This window comes from Desulfomicrobium apsheronum (assembly GCF_900114115.1).
GTDB lineage: Bacteria > Desulfobacterota > Desulfovibrionia > Desulfovibrionales > Desulfomicrobiaceae > Desulfomicrobium > Desulfomicrobium apsheronum.
The window spans coordinates 105,184-120,034 of sequence record NZ_FORX01000010.1 but is presented as its reverse complement, the minus strand read 5'-3'; the positions used below and the strand labels follow the sequence as shown (position 1 = coordinate 120,034).

Here is a 14,851-nt window from a genome sequence, read left to right as displayed (position 1 = left end):
GAACACACGGGTGTCAGCCCAGCAGCATAATGATCTTTGAGGCCATGATCATGCCTACCAGGGCGATGGGATAGACCGAAGCGTAAGCCGTGGCTGCATAAGGCGTGTCGCTCAGGGAAGAGGCGGCGGCCAGGCCTGGGGTGGAGGTCATGCCGCCGGTGATGACGCCGAGCATGCGCAGGAACGGAATGCGCAGCACCTTGGAGCAGATGGGCACGCCGATGAGCATGGGCGCAAGCGTCATGATGGCCCCGCCCAGAAAGAGGGGCAGGCCGTATTCGCGCAGTGTCGGCACGAGGGTGCCTCCGGCCGCAGTCCCGACCACGGCCAGAAAAAGTCCAAGTCCGAGATCGCGGATCAGGGCGTTGGCCGTGCTCGGGAGTTCGGTGATGACCGACCCGATCTGGCGCACCGCGCCAAAGACAAGTCCCGCCAGCAGCACCCCGCCGGTGGCGCCGAGAGTGAAGATTCCAAGTCCCGGCAGATAGAGGGGCAGCGCCCCGAAAGCCAGCCCGCAGAACAATCCGGACAGGAGCACCATCACGCTGGTGGCGAAGAGCGCACGCACGTTGTCACCCAGCATTTTCTTGACGTTTTCAACCGCCTCGGAATTGCCGACCACATGCAGCACGTCACCCTGGCGCAGGCGCACATTGGGACCGGCCGGACAGTCGAACCCGTTGCGGGTGATGCGCGAGACCCGCACCCCAAAGACATGGCTCAGGTTGAGGGCGCGCAGGGTCTTGCCGGCCACCTCGGGTCGGGAGAGCAGGATTTCCTTCTTGATGAGCACGGAATTGAAGGCCAGATCGGCATCCACCATGGGGCCGATGACGATTTCGGCCTGATGCAGGGCCTCGGATGTTCCCACCACTCGCACCGTGTCGTGCATGTTCAGAACCGTTTCCGCCACGGCCAGTTCAGGGCTGTCGCTTCCTGTCCGCAGAACGCGGGTTATGGTCACCTCGGCCATGCGCGCGGGCAGGACCTGGGACAGAGGCCCGGTGCACAGATTGGGGTTGGTGACTTCAAGATGCGTGAATTCGATTTGCGGATGCAGGCTGCTCATCTCCAGTTCCAGCTTTTCCTCTTCCTGTCTGATGTTTGCGCGCATGAGGCGCGGCAGGAGCTTGACCACCAGCACCACGCCGACAACACCGAAAGTGTAGGCCACGCCGTATGCGGCCGGGGCTGCGCTGTCGTTGGCCAGTTCCACGGCCACGGCCAGTCCCGGAGTGGAGGTCAGGGCGCCGGCGAAGAGTCCGGCGGTGATCTCTTTTGAAAATCCGAACCACGCCTTACAGCCGAGGGCCGTGAGCAGTCCCGCCGTGATCATGGCCATGGCCCCGATGCTGAGGGCCACCCCGCCGCGCTTCATGGAGTGCACGAAGCCAGGTCCGGCCTGCTGCCCCACGGAATAGATGAACAGGATGAGCCCGAGGCTCTGGATCACACCAGGCAGGCTGAAACCCGCGAATCCGGCCAGAAGTCCGCTAAAGACGATGCCGGACGAGCCAAGGGAAAAGGAGAATATCTTGATCTTGCCGAGCAGGTGCCCGGACAGGATGACTGCAAGCAGCAGGAACATGGGATTATGCAGGAGCTCCATGGGGAACCTCCATGGGATTGTTTGATTGATCAATAGGCGCAGGCACTACTCTTTTTGTCTCGCATTGCAAGTCGAAAGTGACGGGCAATGCCGGAGGAGATCGGGTTGCGTGAAGTCGCCTGGGCGCATCGGCGCTGCCGGTGAATCGTTACGAACCACGCTCAACGCCCCTTTGCTTGAGCAGTGCGTAAAGCCTGGGCCGGGAAAGACCCGAGAGACGGCAGGCGTTTGTGATTTCACCCTTGCTGACCAGCATGAGATTCTTGAGGTACCATGTCTCCAGTTCGGCCATGTGCTTTTCGCGATATTCCCTGAGGCTCGGGAAAGCCTCCCCGTCCGTGAGAGGTGGTGTCCTGTTTTCAAGCTCGGGCAACTCCGCGACCAGGAGTCGGGCGACGTTGGCGCGAATGTTTCTGGACAGGTGCTGGGGATAGAGGATGGGTTCGGTCCCGGCCCGGACCACGGCCTGATCGAGGGCATTGACCAGTTCACGGATGTTGCCCGGCCATTCGTATTGCAGGAGGGTGTCGAGAAAGTCCGGGGAAAAGCCCTTGTTGTCTATGTTCAGCTGTTTGCAGGCGCGGCGCACGAAGTGGCAGATGAGATCGTTCAGGTCGTCCAGCAGGTCGCGCAGGGGGGAGAGCTCAAGGCGTATCCCGCGCAGGCGGTAGAACAGGTCCCGGCGAAAGGTGTCCGCCTGTACCATGGCTTCAAGATCCCGGTTTGTCGCCGCCAATAGCCTGAAATTGCTGGTGATTTCTTTTGCCCCTCCCACGGGACGGAAGCTGCGCCCTTCGAGCACGCGCAGGAAAACCTTTTGGGTGGACAGGGGCAGTTCGCCCACCTCGTCCAGAAACAGGGTCCCACCGTCGGCCTGCTTGACGAGGCCGATGGAGCGGTTTTCCGCGCTGGTGAACGCGCCTCGCTCGTGGCCGAAGAGCATGCTCTCCACCAGGGTGTCGGGCAGGGCCGCGCAATCCACGACCACGAACGGCTTGCCCGAGCGCGAGCTGTTGGCGTGGATGGCCCTGGCAAAGAGTTCCTTGCCGGTGCCTGTCTCGCCGGTGATGAGCACGTTTACATCCGTGGATGCGGCCTGGGCCACGATGTCGAGGCAGGAATTGAGCAGGCGGCTGTTGCCGACGATCCCTTCGCGCCGCAGGGAGACCGGCGCGCATTTGGCGGGACGCTCACGATGATACTCCAGGGCCCGCTCCGCCAGGACCATGAGGCGTTGCGTGTTCACGGGCTTGGGCATGAAATTCCAGGCCCCGCCACGGATGGCGGCCTCGGCCGCGTCCGGGTCCCGGCTTTTGGACATGACGATGATTTCCGGCCGCGACGGAACCTCGCGCAGGGTGGACAGAAATTCCAGACTGTTCTTGCTGCCGGCCTCGTCGCCGAGGAGGACCAGGGAAAATTCGCCCACGTGCAGCATGGCAAGACCTTTGGACAGTGTCGTGCTGTGGGCCGCGTGCAGGTTGTGTCTGGCCAGCTCCGCCATCAGCGATTGGCAAAATGCCGCATCGCCGTCGATGATCAGAATGTCGCTCATGCAGACTCCCTCAAATGTCGTCTTGTCAGACAAGACGGTAATTAGGCTTTCCTGAGCCTCGCAAAGGTGAGTGTTGCCCGGTCCTGAAGGGCCTGCTCCGACCAATGCGAGGATATGGTTCTCACCTACACTGTTTTGCTGTCTCGTCAAGTGAGACACTTCTCTTGTCCCAAGACAATGTTTATTTGTCTCTCTCCTTCTCTCCTTCCATAATTGCGCACTATTTTTAATCCATTTATTTGAATTAGTTTGAAATGACTGATTCGGCACGCAAAGTGTTCTTACGGACAACATGAGAGATCAAGGGCGCTCTGTTGCGGAGTTCTTTTACATCGAAATATAGCCTGAATTTAAACTTAGTGCTGGCGCATGGCGCGGAAAGTACGTTCTCGCCTTTCCCGGCAAGAGATCATTGATGGTCTGATGACAGGGTGCCCCCTGCGAGGAGGAGTGGAGGATGAAACGCAAATGGGACGCAAGAACCAAGGCGCGTATCGTGCTCGAAGGGCTCATGGGCGGGTGTGTGAACGAGATCTGCCGAAACCATGAGCTGCGACCGGGGCTGTACTATAAATGGCGGGGACATTTTCTGGAGCACTGCCACCTCATTTTCGAGGAGCAGGCCAGAGCCCCGAGTCAGTCGGACCTGGCTGCCGAAAACGAGAAGCTCAAGCGGCTGGTGGGCGAGTTGACCCTGGAATTGAACAAGGGCGGAAGTCTTCGCTGATCGTGGGACAAGGGGGATGACATGGCCAGAAGGATAGGAGTGTATGTCTGTCACTGCGGCTCGAACATAGCGGGCAAGGTGGATTGTCCGGACGTGGCCGCTTTTGCACGGGGGCTCAAAAACGTCACGGTTTCGCGTGACTACCAGTTCATGTGCTCGGATCCCGGTCAGGACTTGATCATCCGGGACATTCACGAACACGGGCTGGACCGCGTGGTTGTGGCCTCCTGCTCGCCGCGCCTGCATGAGAAGACATTTCAGAAGGCCTGTGCCCGAGCCGGGCTCAATCCCTACCTCATGCAGCACTGCTGCATCCGCGAGCACTGTTCGTGGGTGACCGGGGACAAGGCCGAGGCCACGGCCAAGGCCAAGCATATCGTCGAGGCCGCCGTGCTTCGGGTGCGCAGGCATCAGGAACTGCACTCGCGCGAGGTGGCTGTCGTGCCCGATGTCATGGTTGTGGGCGCGGGCATCGCGGGCATCCAGGCCGCGCTCGATGTCGCCCGCTCCGGGCATCGCGTCATCCTGGTCGAGAAGTCGCCGTCCATTGGCGGACACATGGCCCAGTTCGACAAGACTTTTCCCACCCTTGACTGCGCCGCCTGCATTTCCACTCCGAAAATGGTGGCCGTGGCCCAGGAACCTAATATCGAGCTTCTGACCTGGAGCGAGGTGGAGGAGGTCACGGGCTTTGTCGGCAACTACACCGTCACCGTGCGGCGCAAGGCCCGTTACGTGAGCGAGGACATCTGCACGGGTTGCGGGGCGTGTCTGGAAAAATGTCCGACCAAGGTCTTGAGCGAATTCGAGGAGGGTCTTGGCATGCGCCGGGCCATCTATCGCAATTCTCCCCAGGCGGTGCCGAGCACCCCAGTTATCGACGCCGAGCATTGCAAGATGCTCACCAAGGGCAAGTGCGGCGTCTGCCAGAAGACCTGTCCCACCGGAGCCATCGATTTCACCCAGCAGGACCGCCGGGAAGTCTACCATGTGGGCAGCGTGATCCTGGCCACGGGCTACGACACCATGGACCCGACCCCCATGACCGAATACGGATTCGGCCGCTATCCAGAGGTCTATACCGCCCTGCAGTTCGAGCGTCTGAACAACGCCGTGGGCCCCACCGGGGGCAAGATCCTGATGAAGAACGGAGAGGCCCCGAAGAGCGTGGCCATCATCCACTGCGTCGGCAGCCGCGACAAGAATTACCACGAATACTGTTCGCGCACCTGCTGCATGTACGCCCTCAAGTACGACCACCTCATCAAGGACAAGGTCGGGCACGGGGCTGAAGTCTACAATTTCTACATCGACATGCGCTGTTTCGGCAAAGGGTACGAGGAATTCTACCGCCGCGTTCAGGACGAAGGAGTGACCTTCGTGCGCGGCAGACCTTCTGAAGTCATTGAGGAAAACGGCAAGCTGGTCGTGGTGGGCGAGGACACCCTGCTCGGGACCCGTCTGCGCGTGCCCGTGGACATGGTCGTGTTGTGCACGGCCATGGAGGCGCGCGCCGACACCACGGAAGTGGCCCGCGTTTTCGGCGTGTCCCAGGGTCGGGACGGATTTTTCCTTGAAGAGCATCCCAAGCTCGGTCCCGTCTCCACGGCCTCGGACGGCATCTATCTGGCCGGAACCTGCCAGGGGCCCAAGGACATTCCCGACGCCGTGGCCCATGCCGCCGGCGGTGCGGCGCAGGCCCTGGCCCTGGCCGCGCGCGGGGTGGTGTCCATCTCCCCCACGACCTCCTGGATCAATCCGGACATCTGTGTCGGCTGCAAGATGTGCATTGGCCTTTGCCCGTATTCGGCCATCGAGTTCGACGAGCGTCGCCACATAGCGGTCATCAACGAGGCCATGTGCAAGGGTTGCGGCAGCTGCGCCGGGCATTGTCCGAGCGGCGCGGCCCAGATCAAGCATTTCCGCCAGGTGCAGGTCTTCAACGAGATAGACGGTCTGCTGGACCGTAAGCCGGATATAATGGCCCTGATTGGAGATATCTACGAAACCGCGAACCGAGCAGAGGCGTGAGGAGGATTGCATGAACCAGGAATTTGAACCCGCCATTCTGGCTTTTGTCTGCAACTGGTGCACCTACACCGCCGCCGATCTGGCCGGAACCTCGCGCATGGTGCAGCAGCCCAATGTCCGCCTGGTGCGCATGATGTGCACGGGCATGGTCGATCCCAAATATGTCATCAAGGCCCTTCTGTCCGGGGCCGACGGAGTGCTCGTCAGCGGCTGCCATCCCGGCGACTGCCACTACATAAACGGCAACTACAAGGCCCGGCGGCGGGTCAAGCTTTTAAACGAGATCCTGCCGCAGTTCGGCATCGACGAACGGCGGCTGCGGCTGACCTGGGTCGGGGCCAGCGAAGGCAATGAATTCGCGGCCACGGTCAATAATTTCATCAATGAAATACGAGAGCTCGGCCCGCTGGACGTGCGCGGCATGGCAGCCCTTTAAGCGGACGGGGAGGAGTAATCATGGCCACCACGGTACGAATTGAAGTAGGCGAACACGGCCCGGTTCCGGCTCTGCAGGATTTTTTCAGGAAATTGCTGGCGGACGAATCCCTGTCCGGCATCATGATCCCCGTGCATCTCTTCGGCGGCGGCATGCCCATGCCGACCCTGGTCACCGACCCGGCCCAGCTGGATCGGGCCGACCCGCTGGCTCCGGCCTTTCCCATGAGCAGCGCGAAGCTCGTTTCGCGGCTGAGCAAGGGTTCGGCGGGGGAACGCTTCGCCGTGGTCATGCGACCCTGCGAGATCCGGGCCTTCATGGAATTGGTCAAGCTCAATCAGGGCTCCCTTGAAGAGGTCATCCTCATCGGCATGGATTGTCCGGGAGCCTACGACAACATGCATTACCGCGATTTTCTCGGCGAGCGTGAGCCCATGGCCGCCAGTGCCGATTTCCACAAGGCCCTGGCCGAGGGGCGCAAGCCCGCTTCCGTCGAGCTGGCCGGAGCCTGCAAGGTCTGCGAGCATCCCACGCCGCAAGGCACGGACATTGTCGTAGGGCTTTTTGGGGGCGACATTTCTTCAGGCATCCAGATCATGGCCGCCAGCCCTCGGGGCGAGGCCCTGCTCGGAGCCATGGGGCTGCCGCCCCTGGAACCCGACGGGAAACGCGAAGCCGCCGTCGCTGCCCTGGTCAGTGAGCGTGAGGTGGCGCGGGACGCCATGTACGCCAGTGTGCAGGAGCGGACCTCGACGCTGGAGAAGCTGGCCCAGTATCTGGGTTCCTGCGTGAACTGCTACAACTGCCGGGTGGCCTGCCCGGTCTGCTACTGCAAGGAGTGCGTCTTCAATACCGACGTCTTCGAGCACAAGCCCTGGCAATATCTGGATTGGGCCAAGCGCAAGGGCAGCCTCAAGCTGCCCACCGACACCGTCTTTTATCACCTCACGCGCATGGCGCACATGAGTACGGCCTGTGTCGGCTGCGGCCAGTGTTCCAACGCCTGCCCCAACGGGGTGGAGGTCGTGGAGCTGTTCCGCACCGTGGCCGCCCGCACGCAGAAGAGTTTCGACTATCAGCCTGGGCTCAGTCTGGACCAGGCCCCGCCCCTGACGGTGTTCAGGGAGGACGAATATCAGGATACGGTTTCGCACCTGGCTTGAATCCGAGGAGGAGGCAATGAGGAAACAATACGGCGCGTTGGTGGTGGGCGCGGGTATCGCCGGAATCCGGGCGGCTCTTGATCTGGCCGTGACCGGACACAAGGTGGCCCTGATCGACAAACGCCCCAGTCATGGCGGCATCCTGAGCCAGCTGGATTACCAGTTCCCTTCGGATCACTGCGGCATGTGCCGCATGCTTCCGCTCATGAGCCGGGATGCGTCCAGCCAGTTTTGTCTGCGCAAAGGCATGTTTCATGAAAATATAGATTTGATGCTTTCAACGGAACTTGCGTCCCTGGAAGGTGAACCCGGCAAGTTCTTCGTCAGCCTGAGCAAGCGCTCCCCACTGGTCGATCCGCACAAGTGCGTCAGCTGCGGAAAATGTTCCGAGGTCTGCCCGGTCAAGGTCCCGAGCGAATTCAACGCCGGGCTGACGAAGCGTTCGGCGGTGTATCTGCCCGTGCCGCATGCCATTCCCAATCATTATGTCCTGGATCTTGATAACTGCATCCGCTGCTGGAAATGCCACGAAGTCTGTCCGACCGGGGCCATCGATCTCAAGTTCGAAGAGCGCGCGCGGTTCGGCATTCTGGTGGCGGACGAGGAGGAGCAGACCCGCTCAACGGTGCGGGAAAGCCTTGAGCATCTGCAATTTCCGGTCTTTGAGGCGGCCGGCGGCCAGGAGGCCCTGGACCTGCTTGAATCCGGCGCACCGATCAATTTCGTGCTCGTGGGGCTCAATCTGCAGGGCGTGGATGCCCAGCGCGTCATGACCCGCGCCCAGGAGCTGAGTCCCGGTATGCCTGTGGCCGTCCTGGCTGCCGCCGGGCAGGAAGAGGCGGCGGCCGAGCTGGTGCGGCGCGGGGCGCGGGATCTGTTCATGAAGCCGCTCTCGTCCAAGAAGTTCGTGCCCTGGCTGGACAAGCACTACATGCGCATCATGTCCGACACCACCGAAGAGCTGCAGGTCAGCGCGGTGATCCTGGCCGGAGGCTTCGACTGCTACAATCCCGACATGGACCCGAACGGCGGACGGGATATCTGGGGGTACGGCCATCCGGCCGTGCTCACCGCCGTGGAGTTCGAGCGCCTGCTGAGCGGCACCGGTCCCACGGGCGGCAGGTTGACGCGGCCGGGTGATGGGAAGCCTGTGAACAGGATCGCCTGGATTCAATGCGTGGGCTCGCGCGATGTGGGCAAGAACGCCAATTACTGCTCCTCGGTCTGCTGCATGTTCTCCATGAAGGAGGCCATGCTGGCCAAGAAGGTCACGGACGGGGCGGTGGATGCCACCATCTTCTACATGGACATGCGCACCTTCGGCAAAGGCTGGGACGATTACCGTCAAAAGGCCGTGCAGCAGGGCGTGCATTTCGTGCGCAACCGGCCGCACTCGGTCGTGCCTGCCGCCGAGGGCGGCGGGGTGCTGCTCGAATCGCTGAACGACGACGGCACGCGCCGGTCGGAGGAATTCGACATGGTCGTCCTGGCCGTGGGCGCCCGGCCCCCGAAGGGCATGGACAAGTTCGCCGCCACGGTCGGCATCGAGACCAACGAGTGGGGCTTTTGCAAGACCCAGCCCTATGCCCCGGAGCGGACCAGCCGGGTCGGCGTGTTCGCGGCCGGATCGTTCGGCGAACCCCGCGACATCTCCGAATCGGTTATGCAGGCCGGAGCGGCGTCCGAGGCGGCGGCGCGCATGATCAAGATCTACGACGTGCTGGGGGCGGCTCCAGCGCCCGAGGAGCCGGAGTATCTGGATGTTTCCCGCGAGCCCGTGCGCACCCTGGTGGCCGTGTGCACCTCCTGCCCGACCCTGGGCAAGGCGGTGAATCTGGACGAACTGGCGCGCACCGTGGGCCGGGTCCATTCTGTCGGCACGGTGCTACCGGTGTTCCAGGCCTGCACCGAAGCTGGCTGGAAGCAGATCCTTGAAACGGTCAAACAGAAGAAACCCAACCGCATTCTCATCGGGGCCTGCATGCCCTACGCCTACATCCCGCGCTTGAAGGAGATGGCTCGCACCGTGGGGCTCAATCCGGCGCTCATGGACGTGGTCGACGTGCACACCCCGACCTTCAACGGGCGTGACGCCGTGGATGTGGCCCGCGAAATATTCTCCAGCCTGTCCATGGCCGTGGCCAAATTGCAGGGAGTCGATCCCACGCCGCCGGACGTGCTCATGGACGTGTCGCGCTCGGCGCTGGTGGTGGGCGGAGGCCTGGCCGGACTGACCGCGTCCATGGCCATCGCCGACCAGGGCTTTGGTGTCTGTCTGGTGGAGGCCGAGGAGGAGCTCGGCGGCATGGCCCTGCGCCTGCATACCCAGCTCGATGGCACGGACCCGCGCAAGTACATGGAGGACCTCGTCGCCCAGGTGGAAAAGCATCCGCGCATCAAGGTCTTCAAGGATGCGCGCGTGGTCCTGTCGAGGGGCAGCGCCGGACGCTTCCGCTCCGCCATAAGCGGCGACAATGGCATCTTCCCGCTGGAGCACGGCGTGACCATTCTGGCCACCGGCGGTCATGAGGCCAAGATCTACGAGAGCGGCTTCTGCGTGCACAGGACCGTCATGACCCATTTCGGGCTGGAAGAGAAACTGGCCACGGGCGCGCTTGACGTGGGCAGCCTCGGCGCGGTGGCCATGATCCAGTGCTGGCGGTCCCGCAAGGAAGGCGAGCGCAACTACTGCAGCCGCATCTGCTGCCCGGAGATGCTGAAAAACGTGCTGACCATGAAGGAGCGCAACCCCGACCTGCCCATCTATGTCTTCTACCGCGACATCATGGCCCATGGTTTTCTTGAGACCTACTACACCCAGGCGCGCAAGGCCGGAGTGATCTTCATCCGTTATGATCTGGAAAAACCGCCCACGGTGCGCTTTGTCGAGGGCAAGCCCGTGATCACCGCCCTGGACCCGATCCTGGGCAATGAAATAGAGGTGCACGCGGACATCCTGTCCCTGTCGAGCGGGGTGGAGCCGAACGAGGTGGACGATCTGGTGGAGATCTTCGGGGTCAAGACCGACGCCAACGGCTTCTTCCAGGAGGCGGACAGCAAATGGCGGCCTGTGGATTTCCTGAAGCAGGGCGTCTACATGTGCGGGCTGGCCCATTCGCCCCGGCGCATGGCCGAAACCGTGGCCTCGGCCAAGGCGGCGGCCCAGCAGTCCCTGCGTATCCTTTCGGCGGGCAAGGTGGCCCGGGAGACCCTGGTGGCAACGGTGCGGCCTTCCCTGTGCTCCCTCTGTCAAGCCTGCGTGGCGGCCTGTCCCTACGGGGCGCGCACCGTGGATCTGGAGAACGAGCTCATACTGGTCGACGAGATGCTCTGTCAGGGCTGCGGAGCCTGCGCGGCGGTCTGCCCCAACAGCGCCACTGTGATCAAGGGCTTCCATGACGGACCGATGATGGCGGTCATTGACGCCGCCCTGGAACAATTGGCCTAGGCCAAGGGAAGGTGGATCATGAATCAGACGCAAGCACACGCTTGGAGCCCGGATCCCGTGACCCGGGAGATTCTTGAAGAGCTGCGCGGCGAGATCGGGGCCTGCATGCAGTGCGGGACCTGCACGGCGTCATGCCCCAACGGTTTCGCCATGGACATAACGCCCCGGCAGATGTGGCGCATGGTGCAGTTCGGAATGCTGGACAGGATTCTTGAAAGCAGAACGTTCTGGATGTGCTCTTCCTGTTACATGTGCACGTTGCGCTGTCCGCGCGGGCTGAAGCTGACGCGGGCCATGGGGGCGCTGAAGCGGCTGGCTCGGCAGCGGGGCACGTGGAAGATCAGGAAGAACAGCGCGTTTTACGACGCATTCATGGAAAACGTGGAGAAGTACGGGCGTGTCCAGGAGACGAGCCTCATGCCCGGCTATTTCCTGAAAAGCCGGGATCCGCTCCTGCCGCTGCACTACCTGCCTCTGGGGGTGCGCATGATGCGTGCCGGCAAGCTGCACGCACCGAGCAGCGCCCAGAAAGGGCGGCTGAAGGAGCTTTTCGCCAAGGTGCGCGAGATGGAGGAGGAATCATGAAATACGCCTACTATCCAGGCTGCTCGCTGCAGGAAAGCGCCAGGGAGTTCGACGTGTCCGTGCGGGCCGTCATGGACGCGCTGGGGGTGGAGCTGGTTGATATACCCGACTGGACCTGTTGCGGAGCCAGCGCGGCCGAACCGGTCAGCGCGCTCATGAATTACGCTCTCCCGGCCCGCAATCTGGCCCTGGCCGAGCAGGAGCTGCCGGGGCTCGATGTGCTTGCCCCGTGCAGCGCCTGCTACCTCAATCTTCTGAAGGTCAACCGCGAGGTCGTCGGCACCAGGAACCTGCACGCGCGGGTCAATGAGGCCCTTGGCGCGTCGGGCCTGAATTACCGGGGCACGGTTGGGGTGCGACACATTCTGGACGTGCTGATCAACGACATCGGATTAGAAGCCATAAAAGAGCGAATCGTCAACGATCTCGGAGAAATGCGTGTTTCATCATATTACGGATGCCAGATCCTGCGTCCCTACGAGGTTTTTGATGATCCCCGGCACCCGGTGAGCATGGACAACGTGCTCTCGGCCCTTGGAGCCAGGCCGTTGCCGTGGGACATGGGCAATAAATGCTGCGGCGCTTCCCTCATGGTCACGCATCCGGAGGTGGCCATGCATTCCGTGGCCGCCATTCTGGAGGGAGCCGAAGGCTCCGACGCCGTGGCCACGGTCTGTCCGCTCTGCCAGATGAATCTGGAAGCCTACCAGCACGACTCGGCGGCCGGGGGGCACCATGTGCCGATATTGTATCTGACCCAGCTCATGGGTCTGGCGTTCGGACTGGAGGAGCCCTCCGTGTTGCTGGACAAGAACATGAGCATGGACGGGAGCATGCGCGCCGGGATCAGATCCCGGGCCTGGCGGCACGAAGCGCCAGGCGAAGGCGACGAGACGCTTGCCCGCGAAACCTGATTAAAAACAAAGGGGGTAGTTATGTTCAAGGACATCATCGTAGGCGTGACGCCCAGCGGCGTGGATGCATGCGCGGTTGAATCCGCGGTGGGTTTTGCCAAGAAGTTCGAGTCCAATCTTTATCTGGTTCATGTGGCCGGCATGGAGCAGGGCTGGGGTTCCATCGAAACTCTGGAGGCCTCGGGCGAGACGGCCCGGTTGGAGGGGCGCATTCGGGAAATGTACGCCTCCCTGCTGGCCGAACTGCCGAACGTCACGGTGCAGGTCGTGGCCGGCATTCCGCACAACGAGCTGCTGCGCTTGGCGCGCAAGAAGGACACCGATCTGGTGGTCATGGGGCCGCATACCAAGGAATACGAGGAAAAGCGGGCCCAGATGTGGGGTATGGCCGGTAGCACCCTGGAGCGGGTCAGCCAGAAGGCGCGTTGCCCGGTCATGATCGTGCACCGAGCCGTGGAGTGCAAGGATCCGGCGTTTTCCAACATCCTCGTGGCCACGGACTTCTCCGAGCAGTCCGAGTGCGCGGTCAGCTACGGCGGCCAGATGGTCAGGCAGTACAAGGCCCGGCTCACGCTCATGAACGTCAGCGAGACCTCGACGGATTCGCCGCAAGGCCGCGCGGAGATCGAAGCCAGGCTCGGCGCGGAATACGGCGACCGGCTCCAGGGCATCGACGATTGCGTCTATGCCGGGCGCTTCGGACGACCGGCCATGGAGATCCTGAACATGGCCACGCAGATCGGCGCGGATCTGATCATCATGGCCCACCATTCCAGGGCCGACGACCCGGAAGAGGCCTTTCTCGGCTCCACCGTGGTACAGGTCTCGGTCAATGCGCCTTGTCCGACCATGAGCGTCAACCGCCACTTCGACCTGCGCTGCGGGCTGATGTACGACCAGACGGGCCAGGTGGTTGATGTCGCGGTCACCGTCTAGTTCTCTTGCGGGCGCGGGGGTGGCCGGGTCTGTCCTGTCATCTCCGCGTCCGCCCAGGCCGCTTGGGTAACCATTCATTTCGGGGGGTACCGGGATGTTGAACGGAAAGATAATCGAGCTTGGTCGCGGGAAAAGCACCTTCATGGAAACAGTCAGGGAAATTCTGCCCGAGGGGGGGAACCTGAACATGTGTCTGACCTGCGGGGCATGTTCATCCGGATGTCCGGCTACCGGCATGGAAAACATGGACCCCCGCAAGTTCCTGCGCATGGCGGCGCTGGGCATGGACGAGGAAATCCTGTCCACGCCCTGGGTCTGGATGTGCACCATGTGTCAGCGCTGCATTTACGCCTGTCCCATGAAGATCGACATTCCCCGTCTGGTCTACGAGGTAAGGGCCGCCTGGCCGAGGGAGACGCGCCCCAAGGGCATCATGGGTTCCTGCGACATGGCGCTCAAGAACGAGAGCGGAAGCGCCATGGGCACCGCACCGGATGATTTCGCCTTCGTGGTCGATGACATCCTGACGGAATGCCGGGAGGCGCAGCCCGAATTCGAGGACATGGAAGCTCCCGTCGACAAGGAGGGCGCGGAATTCTTCCTCAACCAGAACTCGCGCGAGCCCGTGACCGAGCCCGACGAACTGCTCCCCCTGTGGAAGATACTGCATCTGGTCGGGGCGGACTGGACCTACGGGTCAAGGGGCTGGGCCGGGGAGAACTACTGCATGTTTCTGGCGGACAACCAGAGCTGGGAGCGTTTGACGCGTCAATCGGCGGACAAGGCCAGCGAGCTGGGGTGCAAGGTCTTTCTCAATACCGAGTGAGGCCACGTAACATACTCAGTCCGGGCCGGACTGGAAAAATTTGGTATCGAGCATCGTTTCGAAGTAAAAAACATCTATGAATATTATGCAAAATGGATTCGTGAAGGCAAACTCAAGGTCAATTCCGACTGGAACAAGGATCTCAAGATAAAATTCACGGTGCAGGACCCGTGTCAGATCGTCCGAAAGAGTTACGGAGACGCCATCGCCGATGACCTGCGTTTTGTCGTGAAATCAGTTGTCGGCGAGGAAAACTTCATCGACATGTACCCGAACCGTTCCAACAACTACTGTTGCGGCGGCGGCGGAGGGTTCCTGCAATCGGGGTTCAAGGATCAGCGCCTGGCCTACGGACTGACCAAGGACGAACAGATAAAGGCCACCAAAGCCGATTACTGCATCGCCGCCTGTCACAACTGCCATGCCCAGATTCATGAACTGAGCGAACACTACGAAGGACATTACGGAGTGGTGCACCTGTGGACCCTGATCTGCCTCTCTCTTGGCATTCTCGGGCCCAACGAGCGCGCCTATCTGGGCGATGACCTCAGGGAGGTCAATGTCTTTCATCCGGAGATCGCGGTGTAGACGCGTCCCGCCGGACGGGCACGCGGCCAACGG

Annotated in this window: 11 protein-coding genes; 9 read left to right on the top strand and 2 right to left on the bottom strand. The window is 61.9% G+C overall.

Going from position 1 to position 14,851, the window contains the following annotated elements; translation table 11 throughout:
• Positions 1–13: 13 nt before the first annotated feature.
• Positions 14–1,609 carry an aspartate:alanine exchanger family transporter gene (locus BMZ40_RS11005; protein ID WP_092375381.1) on the bottom strand — a complete coding sequence of 532 codons (1,596 nt, stop codon included), beginning with the start codon at positions 1,607–1,609 and terminating at the stop codon, positions 14–16.
• A gap of 148 nt (positions 1,610–1,757) precedes the next feature.
• A complete protein-coding gene (locus tag BMZ40_RS11000) occupies positions 1,758–3,164 on the bottom strand; it encodes a sigma-54-dependent transcriptional regulator (protein ID WP_092375379.1) in 1,407 nt (468 codons plus the stop codon).
• Between the two features lie 457 nt (positions 3,165–3,621).
• Here BMZ40_RS11000 and BMZ40_RS10995 point away from each other — a divergent pair, with 457 nt between their 5' ends.
• The 9 genes from BMZ40_RS10995 (at position 3,622) to BMZ40_RS10955 (ending at position 14,818) form a co-directional block, all read left to right on the top strand.
• A complete protein-coding gene (locus BMZ40_RS10995; RefSeq protein WP_092375376.1) occupies positions 3,622–3,891 on the top strand; it encodes a transposase in 270 nt (89 codons plus the stop codon).
• Between the two features lie 21 nt (positions 3,892–3,912).
• On the top strand, positions 3,913–5,922 hold the full coding sequence (locus BMZ40_RS10990) for a CoB--CoM heterodisulfide reductase iron-sulfur subunit A family protein (protein WP_092375374.1): 2,010 nt from the start codon (positions 3,913–3,915) through the stop codon (positions 5,920–5,922).
• 10 nt (positions 5,923–5,932) lie between these two features.
• A complete protein-coding gene (locus BMZ40_RS10985; RefSeq protein WP_092189046.1) occupies positions 5,933–6,358 on the top strand; it encodes a hydrogenase iron-sulfur subunit in 426 nt (141 codons plus the stop codon).
• 20 nt (positions 6,359–6,378) lie between these two features.
• On the top strand, positions 6,379–7,521 hold the full coding sequence (locus tag BMZ40_RS10980) for a 4Fe-4S dicluster domain-containing protein (protein WP_092375371.1): 1,143 nt from the start codon (positions 6,379–6,381) through the stop codon (positions 7,519–7,521).
• Positions 7,522–7,537: 16 nt separating this feature from the next.
• The gene (locus BMZ40_RS10975; RefSeq protein WP_092375369.1) at positions 7,538–10,969 is read left to right on the top strand and encodes an FAD-dependent oxidoreductase; all 3,432 of its coding nucleotides are present in this window, start codon (positions 7,538–7,540) and stop codon (positions 10,967–10,969) included.
• Between the two features lie 18 nt (positions 10,970–10,987).
• The gene (locus BMZ40_RS10970) at positions 10,988–11,554 is read left to right on the top strand and encodes a 4Fe-4S dicluster domain-containing protein (RefSeq protein WP_092375366.1); all 567 of its coding nucleotides are present in this window, start codon (positions 10,988–10,990) and stop codon (positions 11,552–11,554) included.
• Positions 11,551–12,468: a CoB--CoM heterodisulfide reductase iron-sulfur subunit B family protein gene (locus BMZ40_RS10965; RefSeq protein WP_092375363.1), complete on the top strand. Its 918-nt coding sequence runs from the start codon at positions 11,551–11,553 to the stop codon at positions 12,466–12,468. Before BMZ40_RS10970 ends, BMZ40_RS10965 begins: the two co-directional genes overlap by 4 nt.
• Before the next feature lie 21 nt (positions 12,469–12,489).
• The gene (locus BMZ40_RS10960) at positions 12,490–13,404 is read left to right on the top strand and encodes a universal stress protein (RefSeq protein ID WP_092375360.1); all 915 of its coding nucleotides are present in this window, start codon (positions 12,490–12,492) and stop codon (positions 13,402–13,404) included.
• Positions 13,405–13,498: 94 nt separating this feature from the next.
• The gene (locus tag BMZ40_RS10955) at positions 13,499–14,818 is read left to right on the top strand and encodes a (Fe-S)-binding protein (protein ID WP_092375357.1); all 1,320 of its coding nucleotides are present in this window, start codon (positions 13,499–13,501) and stop codon (positions 14,816–14,818) included.
• Positions 14,819–14,851 lie beyond the last annotated feature (33 nt).

Bases quoted from the DNA above. Each gene is read 5' to 3' on its own strand.
- BMZ40_RS10960 (WP_092375360.1), top strand. From the start codon at position 12,490: ATGTTCAAGGACATCATCGTAGGCGTGACGCCCAGCGGCGTGGATGCA.
- BMZ40_RS10975 (WP_092375369.1), top strand. From the start codon at position 7,538: ATGAGGAAACAATACGGCGCGTTGGTGGTGGGCGCGGGTATCGCCGGA.
- BMZ40_RS10970 (WP_092375366.1), top strand. From the start codon at position 10,988: ATGAATCAGACGCAAGCACACGCTTGGAGCCCGGATCCCGTGACCCGG.
- BMZ40_RS10980 (WP_092375371.1), top strand. From the start codon at position 6,379: ATGGCCACCACGGTACGAATTGAAGTAGGCGAACACGGCCCGGTTCCG.
- BMZ40_RS10990 (WP_092375374.1), top strand. From the start codon at position 3,913: ATGGCCAGAAGGATAGGAGTGTATGTCTGTCACTGCGGCTCGAACATA.
- BMZ40_RS10995 (WP_092375376.1), top strand. From the start codon at position 3,622: ATGAAACGCAAATGGGACGCAAGAACCAAGGCGCGTATCGTGCTCGAA.
- BMZ40_RS10965 (WP_092375363.1), top strand. From the start codon at position 11,551: ATGAAATACGCCTACTATCCAGGCTGCTCGCTGCAGGAAAGCGCCAGG.
- BMZ40_RS11005 (WP_092375381.1), bottom strand. From the start codon at position 1,609: ATGGAGCTCCTGCATAATCCCATGTTCCTGCTGCTTGCAGTCATCCTG.
- BMZ40_RS11000 (WP_092375379.1), bottom strand. From the start codon at position 3,164: ATGAGCGACATTCTGATCATCGACGGCGATGCGGCATTTTGCCAATCG.
- BMZ40_RS10985 (WP_092189046.1), top strand. From the start codon at position 5,933: ATGAACCAGGAATTTGAACCCGCCATTCTGGCTTTTGTCTGCAACTGG.